Raw genomic sequence first — 14263 nt, forward strand, 5'->3', positions numbered from 1 at the left:
CCGCATTGCCCAGAAGGCCCACCGATTTCGCCTCGCCCTTGGCCGTCCAATCGGCGATCAGCGCCAGCGCCTCGTCCAGCGTATGCGCCTTGGCGTCCAGATAGCGGGTGCGCAGGCGGAAATCGATGCGGGTCTCGTCCACCTCGACCGCCAGACAGCAGGCGCCCGCCATGACAGCGGCCAAGGGCTGCGCGCCGCCCATGCCGCCCAGGCCCCCGGTCAGGATCCAGCGGCCCTTCAGGCTGCCGCCGTAATGCTGGCGCCCCGCCTCGGCGAAGGTCTCATAAGTGCCCTGCACGATGCCCTGGGTGCCAATATAGATCCAGGACCCGGCCGTCATCTGGCCGTACATCATCAGACCCTTGCGGTCCAACTCGTTGAAATGCTGCCAGTTCGCCCAATGCGGCACCAGATTGGAATTGGCGATCAGCACGCGCGGCGCATCCGCATGGGTGCGCACCACGGCGACCGGGCGGCCCGATTGCACGACCAGAGTCTCATCCGCCTCAAGCGTCTTCAGCGCCGCGACGATGCGGTCGAAATCCTCCCATGTCCGCGCGGCCCGACCGATGCCGCCATAGACCACCAGCTCATGCGGGTTCTCGGCCACGTCCGGGTGCAGGTTGTTCATCAGCATGCGCATCGGCGCCTCGGTCAGCCAGCTTTTGGCGGTGATCTCGGTCCCGGTGGGCGGATAGACGTCGCGCAGGTTGTGGCGGGGGGTCTGGGTCATTGCAAATCCTCCTGTGGCTCAGGCCGAAAGGCCCGGCAGAATGTCGATGCCGACCGCGTCAGTCAGCGCGCCTTCGGCGATCAGGGCGCCCGCGGCCTCCATGTCGCCCGCCATGAAACGGTCCTCGACCAGGGGCGCGATCCGGGCCCGGATCGCATCTTTCGCGGCCCGCAGCCGGGCCGAGGTTTCCAAGGGCCCCCGCATTTCCACCCCCTGCGCGCCCATCATCGCCTCGACGCCCAGGATCCAGAACAGGTTCTGCGTCATCGGCAACAGCCGCCGCGCGCCATGGCAGGCCATGGACACATGGTCTTCCTGGTTCGCGCTGGTGGGCGTGCTGTCGACGCTGGCCGGATGGGCCAGCTGGCGGTTTTCACTCATCAAGGCGGCCGTGGTGACTTCGGCGATCATCAGGCCGGAATTCAGCCCCGGCTTCGGCGTCAGGAAGCCCGGCAGCCCGTAGCTCAGCGCCGGGTCGACCAGCAGGGCCACCCGCCGCTGCGCGATGCTGCCGATCTCGGCCACCGCCAGCGCGATCATGTCAGCGGCCAGTGCCACGGGTTCGGCATGGAAATTCCCGCCCGAGACCACTTCGCCATCCGACAGGACCAGCGGGTTGTCGGTCGCGGCATTGGCCTCGATCTCCAGCGTCCGCGCGGCCTGGCGCAGCACGTCCAGACAGGCGCCGTCCACCTGCGGCTGGCAGCGCAGGCAATAGGGATCCTGCACCCGTTCATCGCCTTCCTGATGCGAGGCGCGGATGCCGGACCCATCCAGCAGCGCCCGCAGGCTGGCCGCCACGTCGATCTGGCCCTGATGGCCGCGCAAAGTGTGGATTTCCTCGGTGAAGGGCGCGGTCGAGCCCATGGCGGCATCGGTCGACAGCGCGCCCGTCACCACCGCCGCCTGCAGCGCCCGCTGCGCCCGGAACAGGCCCGCCAGCGCCAGCGCGGTGGAAACCTGGGTGCCGTTGATCAGCGCCAGCCCTTCCTTCGCCTCCAGCGCCACCGGGGACAGCCCGGCCTGCGCCAGCGCCTCGGCGCCGGCCATGCGCGCGCCGTTCAGGAAGGCCTCGCCCTGCCCCAGCATCACCGCCGTCATATGCGCCAGCGGCGCCAGATCGCCCGAGGCCCCGACCGAGCCCTTTTCCGGGATCACCGGCATCACGCCCCTGGCCAGCATGCCTTCCAGCAGCGCCACCACCTCGGGCCGCACGCCGGAAGCCCCCCGGCCCAGCGACAGAAGCTTCAGCGTCATCACCAGCCGCACGACATCCAGCGGCAAAGGGTCGCCCACGCCGCAGCAATGCGACAGGATCAGGTTCCTTTGCAGAGTGGCCACGTCGTCGCGCGCGATGCGGATCGAGGCCAGCTTGCCGAAGCCCGTGTTGACGCCATAGACCGGCGCATCGCCCGCCGCGACCCGCGCGATCACCGCCCGCGCCCGGTCGATGCCCGCCTGCGCCGCAGGATGCAGCGTCACCGCCAGCCCCTGCCGATAGACCGCCTCAAGATCGGCCAAGGTGGCCTTGCCCGGAACCAGCTGCATCAGACCATTTCCCCCTTGAACCAGCGCTTGCGCAGCGGGTTGAACCCGATCGGGTTCACCAGCTCGGCCGGCGTTTCCACATCCCACAGCGCCAGATCGGCGCTAAGGCCCGGCACCAGCGCCCCGGTTTCGCCTTGCAGGCCCAGCGCCTTCGCCGCGGCCCCGGTTGTGCCCGCTAGGCATTCCGCCACGGTCAGCCCGAACAGCACCGCCGCCATGTTCATCGCCATCAGAAGCGAGGTCATCGGCGACGTGCCCGGGTTGGCATCGGTCGAAACCGCCATGGAACACCCCGCCGCGCGGAAGGCCGCGATGGGCGGCAGTTGCGTCTCGCGCAGCATGTAGAAGGCGCCGGGCAGGATCACCGCCACGGTGCCCGCCGCCGCCATCGCCTGTGCATCGGCTTCGGTCGCATGTTCCAGATGATCGGCCGACAACCCGCCACGCGCCGCCACCAGTGCCGCGCCGCCCTGATGCGACAATTGCTCGGCATGCAGCTTGACCGGCAGGCCCAGCGCCTGGGCGCGGTCGAAAACCCGGGCGATTTCGGCAGGGGTGAAGGCCAGATGCTCGCAGAACCCGTCGACCGCATCGACCAGCCCCTCGGCATGGGCCACCTCCAGCCCCGCCAACACCACATTGTCGATATAGCCCGCCCGGTCATGCCGGTATTCCGGCGGCAGGGCATGGGCGGCCAGCCATGTGGTCCTGATCCGCACCTTGCGCAGGCGCGCCAGGGCCCGCGCCGCGCGCAGCATGTTCAGCTCGGCCTCGACCGACAGGCCATAGCCCGACTTGATTTCCACCGTGCCCACGCCCTCGGCCAGCAGCGCATCAAGGCGGGGCAGGCTTCCTGCCACCAGATCCTCGACCGAGGCTTCGCGCACCGCCCGCATCGTCGAGACGATCCCGCCGCCCGCCGCCGCGATCTCGGCATAGCTGGCGCCGTTCAGCCGCATCTCGAACTCGCGGGCGCGATTGCCGGCATAGACCAGATGGGTGTGGCAGTCGATCAGCGCCGGGGTCAGCAGCCGGCCGCCGCAATCGTGCAGCCGGGCACCCTGCTGCGGGACCGAGGCGCCGATCGACGCGATCCGCCCGGCTTCAAGACGCAGCTCGGCCATCGCGCCATCGGCAAGCCGCGCATTGGTCAGAACCCAGGTCTCGCTGTGCATCTTGGCCCTTCCCCGACTCGTTTTAATATGTATATACATGAAAAGCGGCAGCGGGGAAGACAGATTTCATGAAAACGATTTTCGCGGATTGGGCGCTGCTGCCCGGGGGCTGGGCGCGCGACGTGGCGGTGCAGTTTGATGGCGCCGCGATCGCGCAGGTTCAGACCGGGGCGGCGCCCTCGGGCGCGACCCGGGTTCAGGCGCTGATCCCCGGCATGGCCAACCTGCATTCCCACGCCTTCCAGCGCGGCATGGCGGGCCTGGCCGAGACGCGCGGCGACAGCGCCGACAGTTTCTGGACCTGGCGCGAGGTGATGTATCGCTTCGCCCTGGCGCTGACCCCCGACCAGATGCAGGCCATCGCCGAACTGGCCTATGTGGAAATGCTGGAGGCGGGCTTCACCCGGGTCGGCGAGTTTCACTATCTGCACCACGCGCCCGATGGCGCCACCTATGCCGACCCCGCCGAGATGAGCCTGCGCATCCTGGCCGCCGCCCAGGCCACCGGCCTGCACCTGACCCATCTTCCGGTCTTCTACGCCCATGCCGATTTCGGCGGTGCCCCGCCCGCCCCCGGCCAGCGCCGGTTCATCCACGCGCCCGAGGCTTTCCTGCGGCTGCTCGACTCGCTGGACCGGCAGATGACCCGCCCCCTGGATCGGCTGGGCTTCGCCCCGCATTCCCTGCGCGCCGCGACGGGCGATGAAATCGCCGCCCTGCTGGCCGCCCGCCCGACCGGCCCGGTGCATATCCATGTGGCCGAGCAGCTGCGCGAGGTCGAGGATTGCCTGAAGGCCCATGGCCAGCGGCCGGTCGAACGGCTGCTGGCGACCCAGCCCGTCGATGCGCGCTGGTGCCTGATCCACGCAACCCATCTGACCCAGGCCGAACGGCAGGGCCTGGCGGCCTCGGGCGCCGTGGCGGGCCTGTGCCCGGTGACCGAGGCGAACCTGGGCGACGGGCTGTTCCCCGCGCCGGACTTCCTGGCCGAGGGCGGGCGTTTCGGCATCGGCACCGACAGCAATGTGCGCGTCGCGCTGGCCGGGGAATTGCAGGTGCTGGAATATGGCCAGCGCCTGACCCTGCGGCAGCGCAATGTTCTGGCGGGCGGCCCGGGGTCGACCGGCGGCGCGCTGATCCGTGGCGCGCTGGCGGGCGGCGCGCAGGCGCTGGCCGCACCGGCGGCGGAAATCGCACCCGGCGCGCCGGCCGATCTGGTGGCGCTGCGGGATGACACCGGGCCTGCCCCGCAGGGCGATCGGTGGCTGGACCGCTGGCTTTTCGGGCGCGGCGTTGCCGTGGGCTCGGTCTGGGCCGGCGGGGTGGAATGCGTCAGCGGCGGGCGGCATCGCGATCGCGACCGGGTGGTCGCGGGCTTCCGCCGCGCGGTCGAGGCCGTGCAGGCCTGATCCCCGCCCCACGCGGCACCTGGGCTTTGCGCGGCGGCGCGCGATATGCTAGATCTGCGCCCGGTCGGCAGTTCACCAAGGCGCCGCTGTGTCCGCAAGGGCAAGCTGAACCTGCCCTTCGTCGCGATGCTCCGGTTCCTTCCCCCCGGCCCGTCTCGCCAAGTCAGCGGCCCGCGACGCCTTCAGGGCCGCAAGGGATGACCGATGATGACCCGCGACACGATCCCCCTGCCGGTGGCAGATCTTTCCGCCTTCACCCGCGCCCTGGCGCGGCAACTGGCCGAGACCGCGGCGCCGCCCGCGCATCAAAGCCTGATGAACATGCTGGCCCGCGCCAGCGGCTATCGGAACCTGCAGCACCTGCGCGCCAGCACCAGCGCCTCGGCCCGGCTGCAGGCCCGGATCGCCGCCGCGCCAGAGGATGACGCGGCCATCGACCATGCGCTGATCGCCCGCGCCCTGGGCCTGTTCGACGCAACGGGCCGGCTGGCGCGCTGGCCGGCGCGGCGCGCGGTGCAGGTCCTGTGTCTCTGGGCGCTTTGGGCGCGACTGGCGCCGGGCGGCGGGCTGACCGAGCGGCAGATCAGCGCCGCGCTGAATGCGCTGCACGGCTTCGGCGATGCAGCCCTGTTGCGCCGCGACATGGTGATGCTGGGCCTGCTGCGCCGCGCCGCGGATTGCACCGATTACGCCAGGGTCGAACGCAGGCCCCCGCCCGAAGCGCGGGCGCTGATCCGCCATCTGGCGCGCCTGGCCCCGGCGGCGGCGATGCGTCCAGACGCGGGCCGAAGATAGCACCAGCGCGCCACCGGCCTTTCCCTGACCGCGGCACCTGGCGCAGGGTCGCGGCATGTCTGCGCTGTCGCCCCGCCCCGGCTGGATCCTTGCCGCCCCCGTCATCTTCCTGATCCTGTGGTCGGCCGGCTTTTCGGTGGCCAAGATCGCGCTGGCCCATGCCCAGCCGCTGACCGTGCTGGCGCTGCGCTACGGGCTGACGCTGCTGGTGCTGCTGCCCCTGGCGCTGGTGCTGCGGCCGGCCTTTCCGCGCGGGCGGGCGCTGGTCGATGTGGCCGTGGTGGGGGTGCTGATCCAGGTCGTCTATTTCGGCCTGTGCTATGTGGCCTTCAAGGCCGGGGCCTCGGCCGGGACGGTCGCCGTCATCGTCTGCCTGCAACCGATCCTGACCGCCCTTCTGGCCCCGCACTGGTCGGGCGAGCGGATCGGCCGGCGCGCCTGGGCGGGGCTGGTGCTGGGGCTTGGCGGCGCGGTGCTGGCGGTGCTGGGCCGGGCCTCGGTCTCGATCGAAAGCCCGTTCGGCCTGGCCTGCGCGGCGGTGGCGCTTCTGGGCATCACCTTCGGCACGCTTTACGAAAAGCGGTCGGGCGGCGGCGGCCATCCGGTGGCGGTCAATCTGGTGCAATATGCCGCCGCCCTGGCCTTCTGCCTGCCGGCCGCCCTGCTGACCGAGGAGACGGCCATCGCCTGGACCCCGGGCTTTCTGGGCGCCATGGCCTATCTGGTGCTTGGCAATTCGCTGCTGGCGATGAGCCTTCTCTTGGCGATGATCCGGCGCGGACAGGTGTCGCGCGTGGCCTCGCTGTTCTATCTGGTGCCGCCTTTGTCGGCGCTGATCGCCTGGCCGCTGCTGGGCGAGGCGGTGCCGCCCCTGACCTGGGCCGGCATGGGCCTGGCCGCGGCGGGCGTGGCGCTGGTGGCGCGGCGCTAAAGCGCCGGCACCGCAAGGCCCAGCCGCGCGGCCAGCGTCCCCAGCGCCGCCCGTTCCGCCTTGCCCCAATCGGCCTGGCGCGCAGCGAACAGCGTGGCCTGCGAGCGGTGGATCAGCCCGTCCGACAGGATCTTCAGATGGTTCGCCCGCAGGGTCTCGCCCGTCGAGGTGATGTCGGCGATCGCCTCGGCGGTCAGGTTCTTGACCGTGCCCTCGGTGGCACCCTGGCTGTCGACCAGCGCATAATCGGCCACGCCCTGCTCGGTCAGGAAATCGCGCACCAGGCGGTGGTATTTGGTGGCGATGCGCAGGCGGTGGCCATGGGCCGCGCGGAAGGCCGCGGCGGCGGCATCCAGATCGTCCAGCGTATCGACATCGATCCACGCCGCGGGCACGGCGATGATCAGATCGGCATGGCCGAAGCCCAAAGCCGCCCATTCGGCGACCTGCCGGTCCCAGTCGGCCAGCTTGTCGCGCACCAGATCGCTGCCGGTCACCCCCAGATGGATGCGCCCGGCGGCCAGTTCGCGCGGGATTTCGCCCGCGCTCAGCAGCACCAGTTCCACCCCCTCGACCCCGTCGACCGCGCCGGAATATTCCCGCTCGGCGCCCGACAGCCGCAGCGTCACGCCGCGCGCCCCGAACCAGTCGAAGGTCTTCTCCATCAGCCGGCCCTTGGACGGCACCCCGATCTTCAGCATGCCGCCCCCCGCAATTCGGCCACCAGCCCGGGCCGCAGGATGCCGCCCACGGCGGGGATCGACCTTCCCTGCCCCAGCACCGCGGTCAGCGCGTCATAGCGCCCGCCCGAGGCCACCGGCGGCAGCGCCGGATCGGCGGCCTGCAGGGTGAAGACGAAGCCGTCGTAATATTCCAGCGTGGTACGGCCATGGCTGGCCTCGAAGGGCAGCGCGGCCGTGTCGATGCCGCGCGCCTGCAAGGCGTCCAGCCGGATGGCAAAGGTTTCGACCGCGGGGGCGATGGCGGGCAGAAGCGGCGTGATGCCGCGCAGATGGTCCAGCGCCGCGCGCGCGGGCGCCTCCAGCGCCAGAAGATCATACAGCATCGCGGCTTCGGGCGCGGCCAGGGGCGGGGCCTTGGCGTCTTCCAGCAAGGCCTGGGCCCGGTCGGCGATATCCTCGGGCCCGCGCAGGCCCACAAGCGGGCCGGCCGCGGCGACCAGCGCCTCGGGCGCATCGGCCGCCAGACGGTCCAGAAGGCGGGCCCGCGCTTCGGGCAGGGGCGCGCGGCCCGAGAACCGATCGAGCAGCGCCTTGAAGCGGCGGGGGCGCCAGATGTGGCGCAGAAGGGCGGCCTTGCGACGGTCGGTCGTGGTCAGCCCCTTCACCGCAGCCATCAGAATGCCGATATCGCCAGTGGCGGGGCGCAGGTTCAGATCGGCCAAAAGGCCGTGGAACAGCGCGAAGACCTCGGCATCGGCCTGGGGCGCGTCGCGGTCGAAGACCTCATACCCCACTTGCAGATATTCGCGGGCCCGGCCGTCCAGATGTTCCTGGCGCCGGAACACCTCGCCCAGATAGGCATAACGCGCGGGTTCCGCCCCGCCCGACATATGCTGCTGCACCACCGGCACGGTGAAATCCGGCCGCAGCATCATTTCGCCATTCAGCGGATCGGCGGTCACATAGGCGCGGGCGCGGATGTCTTCGCCGTAAAGATCCAGCAGGGTCTCGGCCGGTTGCAGGATATCGGCCTCGACCGGCACCGCCCCAGCGGCCAGGAAGGCCGCGAACAGCCGTTCGGCCTCGGCCCGGACGGCCGCCTTTTCAAGGGCGCGGGTCGCGGCTTCGGTCATTGCGCCAGCATCTTTCGCACGGCGGCCAGCAGATCGGCGCGCGGCACCTCGACCTGGGCGGGGCGGTCCTTCCATTCCTCAAGCGTGGCGCTTTCGGCGATCTTGGCGCCCAGGACCAGATCCTTCAGGATCACCGTGCCCGCGGCGGCTTCGTTCCCGCCCTGGATCACCGCGACCGGAGACTGGCGCTTGTCGGCATATTTCAACTGGTTGCCGAAGTTCTTCGGATTGCCCAGATAGACCTCGGCCCGGATGCCGGCCTGGCGCAGTTCGGCCGCCATGGCCATGTAATCGGCCATCCGGTCCCGGTCCATCACCGTCACGACCACCGGGCCCGCCGTATCGGCCGTGCTGCGGCCCTTGGCCCGCAGGGCGGCCAGCAGCCGGTCGACGCCGATCGAGATGCCGGTGGCCGGCACGGACTGGCCGGTGAAGCGCTTGACCAGATCGTCATAGCGCCCGCCCCCCGCGACCGAGCCGAAATTGCGCGGACGGCCCTTTTCGTCGGTGACCTGGAAGGTCAGTTCGGCCTCGAAGACCGGGCCGGTGTAATAGCCCAGGCCGCGGACGACGCCGGGGTCGATCTGGATCCGGTCGGGGCCATAGCCCTGCGCGGCCAGAAGGTCGGCGATGGTTTCCAGCTCGTCCACGCCTTCGGCGCCCAGCGCCGAGGCCCCGATCAGGTCGCGCAGCCGGGCCACGGTTTCCGGGCCGGTGGCGCGCTTGGCCGAGACGAAGCCCATCACCACTTCGGCCTGCGCTTCCGACAGCCCCGCGCCCTTGGTGAAATCGCCCGACTCGTCCTTGCGCCCCGCGCCCAGCAGCGCGCGCACCCCGTCCTCGCCCAGCCGGTCGATCTTGTCGATGGCGCGCAGGACGATGCCGCGTTCCTCGGCGAAACGGGCGGGATCGGCGGGGTCCAGGACGCCCGCGACCTCCATCACCCCGTTCAGGACCTTGCGGTTGTTGACCTTGATCACATAGTCGCCGGCCAGGCCCAGGGTTTCGAAAACATCGGCCAGCATGGCGCAGATTTCCGCATCGGCCGCGACCGAAGGCGCGCCGACCGTATCGGCATCGCATTGGTAGAACTGCCGGAACCGCCCCGGCCCCGGCTTTTCGTTGCGCCAGACCGGGCCCATCGCATAGCGGCGATAGGGGGCGGGCAGATCATTGCGATATTGCGCGGCGACCCGGGCCAGCGGCGCCGTCAGGTCATAGCGCAGCGCCAGCCAGTCCTTATCCTCTTCCTGCCAGGCGAAGACACCTTCATTCGGGCGGTCGACATCGGGCAGGAACTTGCCCAGCGCCTCGACCGTTTCCACCGCCGAGGTTTCCAGCGGATCGAAGCCGTAGCGATGATAGACGGCCGAGATCGCATCCAGCATGGATTTGCGCTCGGTCACCTCGGCGCCGAGGTAATCGCGGAAGCCCTTCGGCGGTTCGGCCTTCGGGCGGCGGATCTTGGTGTCGGACATCGGGAAAGCCCCTTGCATCGCTCGGCCGTTCCTGTAGCCCCTGGGGGCGGGCACGGCAAGCGGGGGCGAAGATGGATCGGGACCGGGATCGGATCGACAGTCTTGAGGAAAAGCTCGCGCATCTGATGCGCGCGGTCGAGGATCTGTCGGATGTGGCCGCCCGCCAGGCGCGCGAGATCGAGGTGCTGGAGCGGCGGGTGCGGATGCTGATGGAACGCGCGGCCGAGGATGAGGCGCTGCAGGGCGAAGCGCCCGCGGCCAATGTGCGGCCGCCGCACTGGTAAGGCGCGGCAGGACGGGTCGGCGGGCCGGCTCCGTGGGGCCGAAGGCTCAGATCGCGCCGGCTTCCATTTCCGCCAGAACCCGCGCCAGGCTTTCGCGGCAGAAGGGTTTTTCCAGGCAGGGCCGGTCGACCCGCGACAGAAAGCCTGCCGCCGCCGCGCCCAGCGCGTCGCCGGTGACAAAGGCCAGTCGCCGCAGCAGGGACGGATATTCGGCCGAAAGCCAGGCGTAGAAGGCCGGACCGTCCAGCTGCGGCATGCGCAGATCGCTGAAGATCAGCGCCAGATCGGGGTTCTGCCGGATCCGCGCCTGCGCCTCGGCCACGGACAGGGCGGTCTCGGTCGCATAGCCCTCGTCCTCCAGCAATTCGGCCAGAACCTCGACCAGGCCCGGTTCGTCATCGACGACCAGCGCGCGCGGCCGCCGCCCGGCGCCCGGGCCCGCCAGGCCAGAGCCGGCAGCGGGGCCGGTGTCGGGCGCGGGCTGCGGCGCCGCCGGCCGCTCGACCGCCGCGGGCAGGGTGACGCGGAAGATCGCCCCACCCAGAGCCGGGCCCAGCGCCCCGCCCAGCGCCTGATCCGGGGCGACAAGTTCCAGCAGGCCCTGATGCGCGGTGACCACGTTCAGGCAGAAAGACAGGCCCACGCCCGAGCCGCCGCCCTGCGGCTTGGTGGTGAAGAAGGGCTCGAAAATGCGCGAGCGGATCGCCTCGGGCACGCCGGGGCCGCTGTCGGCAACCTCGATCACCGCGGCCCCGCCCACGCCCTGGCTGCTGGCGCGGGTCACGACGCGGATCACCCGCGGGCCCGGCCGCCCATCCATGGCCTGCTGGGCATTGACCACAAGATTCAGCACCACCTGGGCCAGCAGATCGGCATCGCCCTCGATCTCGGGCAGGTCCGGGTCCAGCTGCAGATCCACCGTCATGCCGGATGTGTGCAGCGAATAGCCCATCAGATCGACGGCCGCCCGCGCCATGTCGTTCAGGCTGGCGCGGCGCGTCTCGGTCGGGCGGCGGCGCGCAAGGCCGAGGAAGGTCTTGGCGATCCGCCCGCAGCGTTCGCCTGCCGCGCGGATCTTTTCGGCCCGCAGCCCCAAGGGGCCGCCGCGGGCCTCTTCTTCCAGCAGTGCCGCCTGCGCCACCACGATGGCAAGCGGATTGTTCAGCTCATGCGCCACCCCGGCCAGAAGCGAGCCCATGGCATTCAGCTTTTCCGACTGGTGCAGCGCCTCGCGCGAGCGTTCCAGATCCAGTTCGGCCGCGCGCTGGGCGGTCAGGTCGATGGCGAAGCCGCCGATCCAGCGCCCTTTGCCATCGGGCGCGGCGACGGGAAAGCGCATGGTCATCGCCCAGTGATAGGGCAAGCCCGGCGCGGCCAGTTCGCCCGTGGTCGACAGGGGCTGACCGGTTTCCAGCACCTGCAGGTCGGCGGCCATGATCCGCTCGGCCGCGGCCGCATCGCTTACCTCGCGCACGGTCCGGCCGATGACCTGATGCAGCGGGCGGCCGATCACGCGGCAGGCCTCGACATTCAGCACAAGATATCGGCCGGCGCCGTCCTTCAGGAACATCGCGACGGGGGCATTGTCCACGAAGGCCGCAAACCGCGCCTCGGATTGCGCCAGCCCCCGTTCGGCGCGGACATGATCGGTCACGTCGCGGCTGTGGCCGATCAGGCCGATCACCTGCCCGGCCTCGTCGCGAAACAGCGTCTTGCGGCTCAGCTGCCAGCCTTCGCGCCCATCGGCTTGCAGCGTCGGCAGGGTCTGGATCCGGCCCTCGTCGCCGCTGGCCAGGAAATCCTGCTCGGCCGCGTCCAGGCTGCGCGCCATCTCGGGCGGCAGGAAATCGGCCTTGCTGCGCCCGATCAGCGCCTCGGCCGAGGGCGCGCCCAGACTGGCGGCCATGGCGGCATTGGCCGCGATGAACCGCCCCTCAAGATCCTTGGCATGGATCGCATCCGGCATGGCTTCGAAGATCCGCCGGTACAGCGCATTCTGCCGGCTGACGCGTTCCAGCGCCTCGGCCCGGTCGCGCGCCGCCGTGATGTCGCGCCCGACCGAGATATAGCCAGCCCGGCGCCCCGCGGCATCGAAGATCGCGCGGTTGGACCAGTCCAGCCAGCGCAATGTGCCATCGGCCATCGCCTGCCGGGCGACAAGGCGGCGCAGCGGCGCCTCGGGCGTCAAAGCCGGCAACTCGGCCCGCAGCCCGTCCTGCGCCTCGGCCGGGCCGCCCGGCGGGAACAGGGTGCCGATCAGCGCCTCGGGCGCAAGATCGTAGAAGCGGCAGGCCTCGGCGTTGCAGAACAGGATCCGCCCCTCGGCGTCCGAGCGGATCACCAGATCGCTCTGGTCATCGACCAGGGCGCGCAGGAATTCCTGCCGGGCATGCAGCTCGGCCTCTTGCGCGCGGCGTTCGGTCAGGTCGCGCAGGCTGGCGGCAAAGATCCGCCCGCCCTCGCCCTCGGCCTCGACGATCGCCAGCTCCACCGGGAAGACATGGCCATCGGCATGCAACGCCTCCAGCTCCATCCGGTGGCCGACGACACGCGACGATTCGCCCGCCGCATAGCGCGCCATGCCGGCCTCATGCGCGGCCCTGTGGTGCCCCGGAACGATCAGCTCGCCAATGCGCCGGCCCAGGGCCGCGGCGCGCCTGTGCCCGAACAGCCGCTCGGCCGCGGGGTTGAACTCGATCACCCGGCCCGTGGCATCGGTGACCACGATCGCGTCAAGCGAGGCATCCAGAACCGCCTGGCCCATTCCGAACGCCTCAAGGCTCATGCCGGTCTCCTCCCGCGCCGCCCCTGGGCCGACTGTGGCGGGACGCAAGCGATGCTGTCAACGCGCGTTCTGCCGCGCCGGGCCGGCGGGCCCGACCAAAGTGTGATCCCGGGCTGCGGCGATCGGGCTTGCATCGCGCGAATTCGTGCTAACCTGCAGCGCAGAAGAAAACCGGAAGCCCAAGCCGAAAGGGAGGTGCGAGATGCTGGAGGAGGCACTCGTTCTGGATGCGGCGGGACGGCCGATCCGGCATGGCGGCCGCACACATTCGGCCGATTGGGACGAGGTGCAGGATTTCTGCCGCACCGTCTACATGCCCTATCGCGTCCGTCCGCTTGATCGCCATGCGCGCCCCGATGCCACGATGATCCCCGCCCGGGTGGGACGGGTCACGATGACGCGTTTTGCCTATGGAACCGGGATCTTCCTGGATCAGTTCGACCCCGCCGCCGGGCGCATCCTGGTGTTGAACACGCTGCGCGGCGCGCTGCGCCACCAGACCGCGGCCGAGCCCGAAACAACCGGCGCCGGCGAAAGCTTCGTCGTCGATTGCTCGCGCACGGATTACTGGCTTGAGGGCAATGACCAGCACATGCAGCTGAACCTGACCGTGCCGCATGAGGTGATGGAGGAAACCGCGGAACGCTGGTTCGGCTTCGTGCCGGACGATTCGCTCTGGACCCAGCGGGTCAAGATCGGCGGGCCGCAATCGCCCTGGCTGAAGCTTCTGGATTATGTGGCGGGGCGGATGGCCGGCCCGCTGCCGCCCGGCCCGGATGGGGCGCTGGCCCGGCATCTTGAGGAAATCCTGTGCCTGGAACTGTTGCGCGAATGGGCGGCGGCGGCGCGGATCCGGCTGGAGGATGGCGCCCGCGCCGCCGCGCCGCATTACGTGCGCCGGGCCGAAGAGATCCTGGCCGCCGAAGCGCGCGAGGCGCCGACGATCGGTGAGGTGGCGCAGCGGGTGGGCGTCTCGGCCCGCACCCTGTCGGGCGGATTCCAGCGCTTTCGCGGCCTGTCGCCGCGCGCCTTCCTGGCCGCGCGCCGGCTGGAAGGGCTGAAGGCCGAGCTGGAAACCGCCCCGGCCGAGCGCACGGTGGCCGATATCGCCGCCGATTGGGGGTTTTCGAATTTCGGCGCGCTGGCCGGGCAATATCGCCGCCGGTTCGGCGAATTGCCCTCGCATACCCGCACCCGCCGCCGCGGCCGGCCCGATTGACTTCGCTTCCGATTCCGGACAGGCCTTGCCGGTTCCGTACAGACCCTGCCGCCGCAAGGCGCCAGCATCGCCCCTGGGAGAAGGAAATCC

The 14263-nt window shown here is 70.5% G+C and carries 11 protein-coding genes and 1 pseudogene; 5 read left to right on the forward strand and 7 right to left on the reverse strand.

Annotated features, from left to right (window positions below):
* The 3 genes and pseudogenes from K1Y73_RS08185 to hutI form a co-directional block, all read right to left on the reverse strand.
* Nucleotides 1–733, reverse strand: a pseudogene (locus K1Y73_RS08185) (urocanate hydratase); the annotation flags it as partial.
* Between the two features lie 18 nt (nt 734–751).
* A complete protein-coding gene (gene hutH, locus K1Y73_RS08190) occupies nt 752–2281 on the reverse strand; it encodes a histidine ammonia-lyase (protein ID WP_404819073.1) in 1530 nt (509 codons plus the stop codon).
* A complete protein-coding gene (gene hutI / locus K1Y73_RS08195; protein WP_225027789.1) occupies nt 2281–3456 on the reverse strand; it encodes an imidazolonepropionase in 1176 nt (391 codons plus the stop codon). The genes hutH and hutI overlap by 1 nt, the downstream gene beginning before the upstream one ends.
* A gap of 68 nt (nt 3457–3524) precedes the next feature.
* Here hutI and K1Y73_RS08200 point away from each other — a divergent pair, with 68 nt between their 5' ends.
* The 3 genes from K1Y73_RS08200 to K1Y73_RS08210 all read left to right on the forward strand — a co-directional run bounded on the left by K1Y73_RS08200 (nt 3525) and on the right by K1Y73_RS08210 (nt 6591).
* A complete protein-coding gene (locus tag K1Y73_RS08200; RefSeq protein ID WP_225027790.1) occupies nt 3525–4865 on the forward strand; it encodes a formimidoylglutamate deiminase in 1341 nt (446 codons plus the stop codon).
* 204 nt (nt 4866–5069) lie between these two features.
* Nucleotides 5070–5660 carry a DUF2087 domain-containing protein gene (locus K1Y73_RS08205; RefSeq protein WP_318248229.1) on the forward strand — a complete coding sequence of 197 codons (591 nt, stop codon included), beginning with the start codon at nt 5070–5072 and terminating at the stop codon, nt 5658–5660.
* Between the two features lie 55 nt (nt 5661–5715).
* Nucleotides 5716–6591: a DMT family transporter gene (locus K1Y73_RS08210; RefSeq protein ID WP_225027791.1), complete on the forward strand. Its 876-nt coding sequence runs from the start codon at nt 5716–5718 to the stop codon at nt 6589–6591.
* On the opposite strand, the gene hisG is transcribed toward K1Y73_RS08210, so the two are convergent.
* Genes hisG through hisS form a run of 3 tightly spaced genes read right to left on the reverse strand, consistent with a single transcriptional unit; the run spans nt 6588 to nt 9885 of the window.
* Nucleotides 6588–7292, reverse strand: a complete 705-nt coding sequence (gene hisG, locus K1Y73_RS08215; protein ID WP_225027792.1) for an ATP phosphoribosyltransferase — start codon at nt 7290–7292, stop codon at nt 6588–6590. The genes K1Y73_RS08210 and hisG overlap by 4 nt on opposite strands.
* A complete protein-coding gene (locus tag K1Y73_RS08220) occupies nt 7286–8407 on the reverse strand; it encodes an ATP phosphoribosyltransferase regulatory subunit (protein ID WP_225027793.1) in 1122 nt (373 codons plus the stop codon). Before K1Y73_RS08220 ends, hisG begins: the two co-directional genes overlap by 7 nt.
* Nucleotides 8404–9885: a histidine--tRNA ligase gene (hisS, locus tag K1Y73_RS08225; protein WP_225027794.1), complete on the reverse strand. Its 1482-nt coding sequence runs from the start codon at nt 9883–9885 to the stop codon at nt 8404–8406. Before hisS ends, K1Y73_RS08220 begins: the two co-directional genes overlap by 4 nt.
* Nucleotides 9886–9956: 71 nt before the next feature.
* Between hisS and K1Y73_RS08230 the strand changes: the two genes are divergently transcribed.
* Nucleotides 9957–10169: a SlyX family protein gene (locus K1Y73_RS08230; RefSeq protein ID WP_225027795.1), complete on the forward strand. Its 213-nt coding sequence runs from the start codon at nt 9957–9959 to the stop codon at nt 10167–10169.
* 46 nt (nt 10170–10215) lie between these two features.
* Here K1Y73_RS08230 and K1Y73_RS08235 read toward each other — a convergent pair whose 3' ends face one another.
* Nucleotides 10216–12954 (reverse strand): PAS domain S-box protein, encoded by a 2739-nt coding sequence (locus K1Y73_RS08235; RefSeq protein WP_225027796.1) that lies wholly within the window; start codon nt 12952–12954, stop codon nt 10216–10218.
* 202 nt (nt 12955–13156) lie between these two features.
* On the opposite strand from K1Y73_RS08235, the gene K1Y73_RS08240 reads away from it, so the two are divergent.
* On the forward strand, nt 13157–14173 hold the full coding sequence (locus tag K1Y73_RS08240; RefSeq protein ID WP_225027798.1) for an AraC family transcriptional regulator: 1017 nt from the start codon (nt 13157–13159) through the stop codon (nt 14171–14173).
* The last annotated feature ends 90 nt before the right edge of the window (nt 14174–14263 follow it).

Origin of the sequence: Xinfangfangia pollutisoli, assembly GCF_020179405.1 — a bacterium.
Lineage (GTDB): Bacteria > Pseudomonadota > Alphaproteobacteria > Rhodobacterales > Rhodobacteraceae > Pseudogemmobacter > Pseudogemmobacter pollutisoli.

What these genes read in the sequence shown, in the direction of transcription:
- hutH (WP_404819073.1), bottom strand. Translation starts at nt 2,281, where the DNA reads ATGCAGCTGGTTCCGGGCAAGGCCACCTTGGCCGATCTTGAGGCGGTC.
- hutI (WP_225027789.1), bottom strand. Translation starts at nt 3,456, where the DNA reads ATGCACAGCGAGACCTGGGTTCTGACCAATGCGCGGCTTGCCGATGGC.
- K1Y73_RS08200 (WP_225027790.1), top strand. Translation starts at nt 3,525, where the DNA reads ATGAAAACGATTTTCGCGGATTGGGCGCTGCTGCCCGGGGGCTGGGCG.
- K1Y73_RS08205 (WP_318248229.1), top strand. Translation starts at nt 5,070, where the DNA reads ATGATGACCCGCGACACGATCCCCCTGCCGGTGGCAGATCTTTCCGCC.
- K1Y73_RS08210 (WP_225027791.1), top strand. Translation starts at nt 5,716, where the DNA reads ATGTCTGCGCTGTCGCCCCGCCCCGGCTGGATCCTTGCCGCCCCCGTC.
- hisG (WP_225027792.1), bottom strand. Translation starts at nt 7,292, where the DNA reads ATGCTGAAGATCGGGGTGCCGTCCAAGGGCCGGCTGATGGAGAAGACC.
- K1Y73_RS08220 (WP_225027793.1), bottom strand. Translation starts at nt 8,407, where the DNA reads ATGACCGAAGCCGCGACCCGCGCCCTTGAAAAGGCGGCCGTCCGGGCC.
- hisS (WP_225027794.1), bottom strand. Translation starts at nt 9,885, where the DNA reads ATGTCCGACACCAAGATCCGCCGCCCGAAGGCCGAACCGCCGAAGGGC.
- K1Y73_RS08230 (WP_225027795.1), top strand. Translation starts at nt 9,957, where the DNA reads ATGGATCGGGACCGGGATCGGATCGACAGTCTTGAGGAAAAGCTCGCG.
- K1Y73_RS08235 (WP_225027796.1), bottom strand. Translation starts at nt 12,954, where the DNA reads ATGAGCCTTGAGGCGTTCGGAATGGGCCAGGCGGTTCTGGATGCCTCG.
- K1Y73_RS08240 (WP_225027798.1), top strand. Translation starts at nt 13,157, where the DNA reads ATGCTGGAGGAGGCACTCGTTCTGGATGCGGCGGGACGGCCGATCCGG.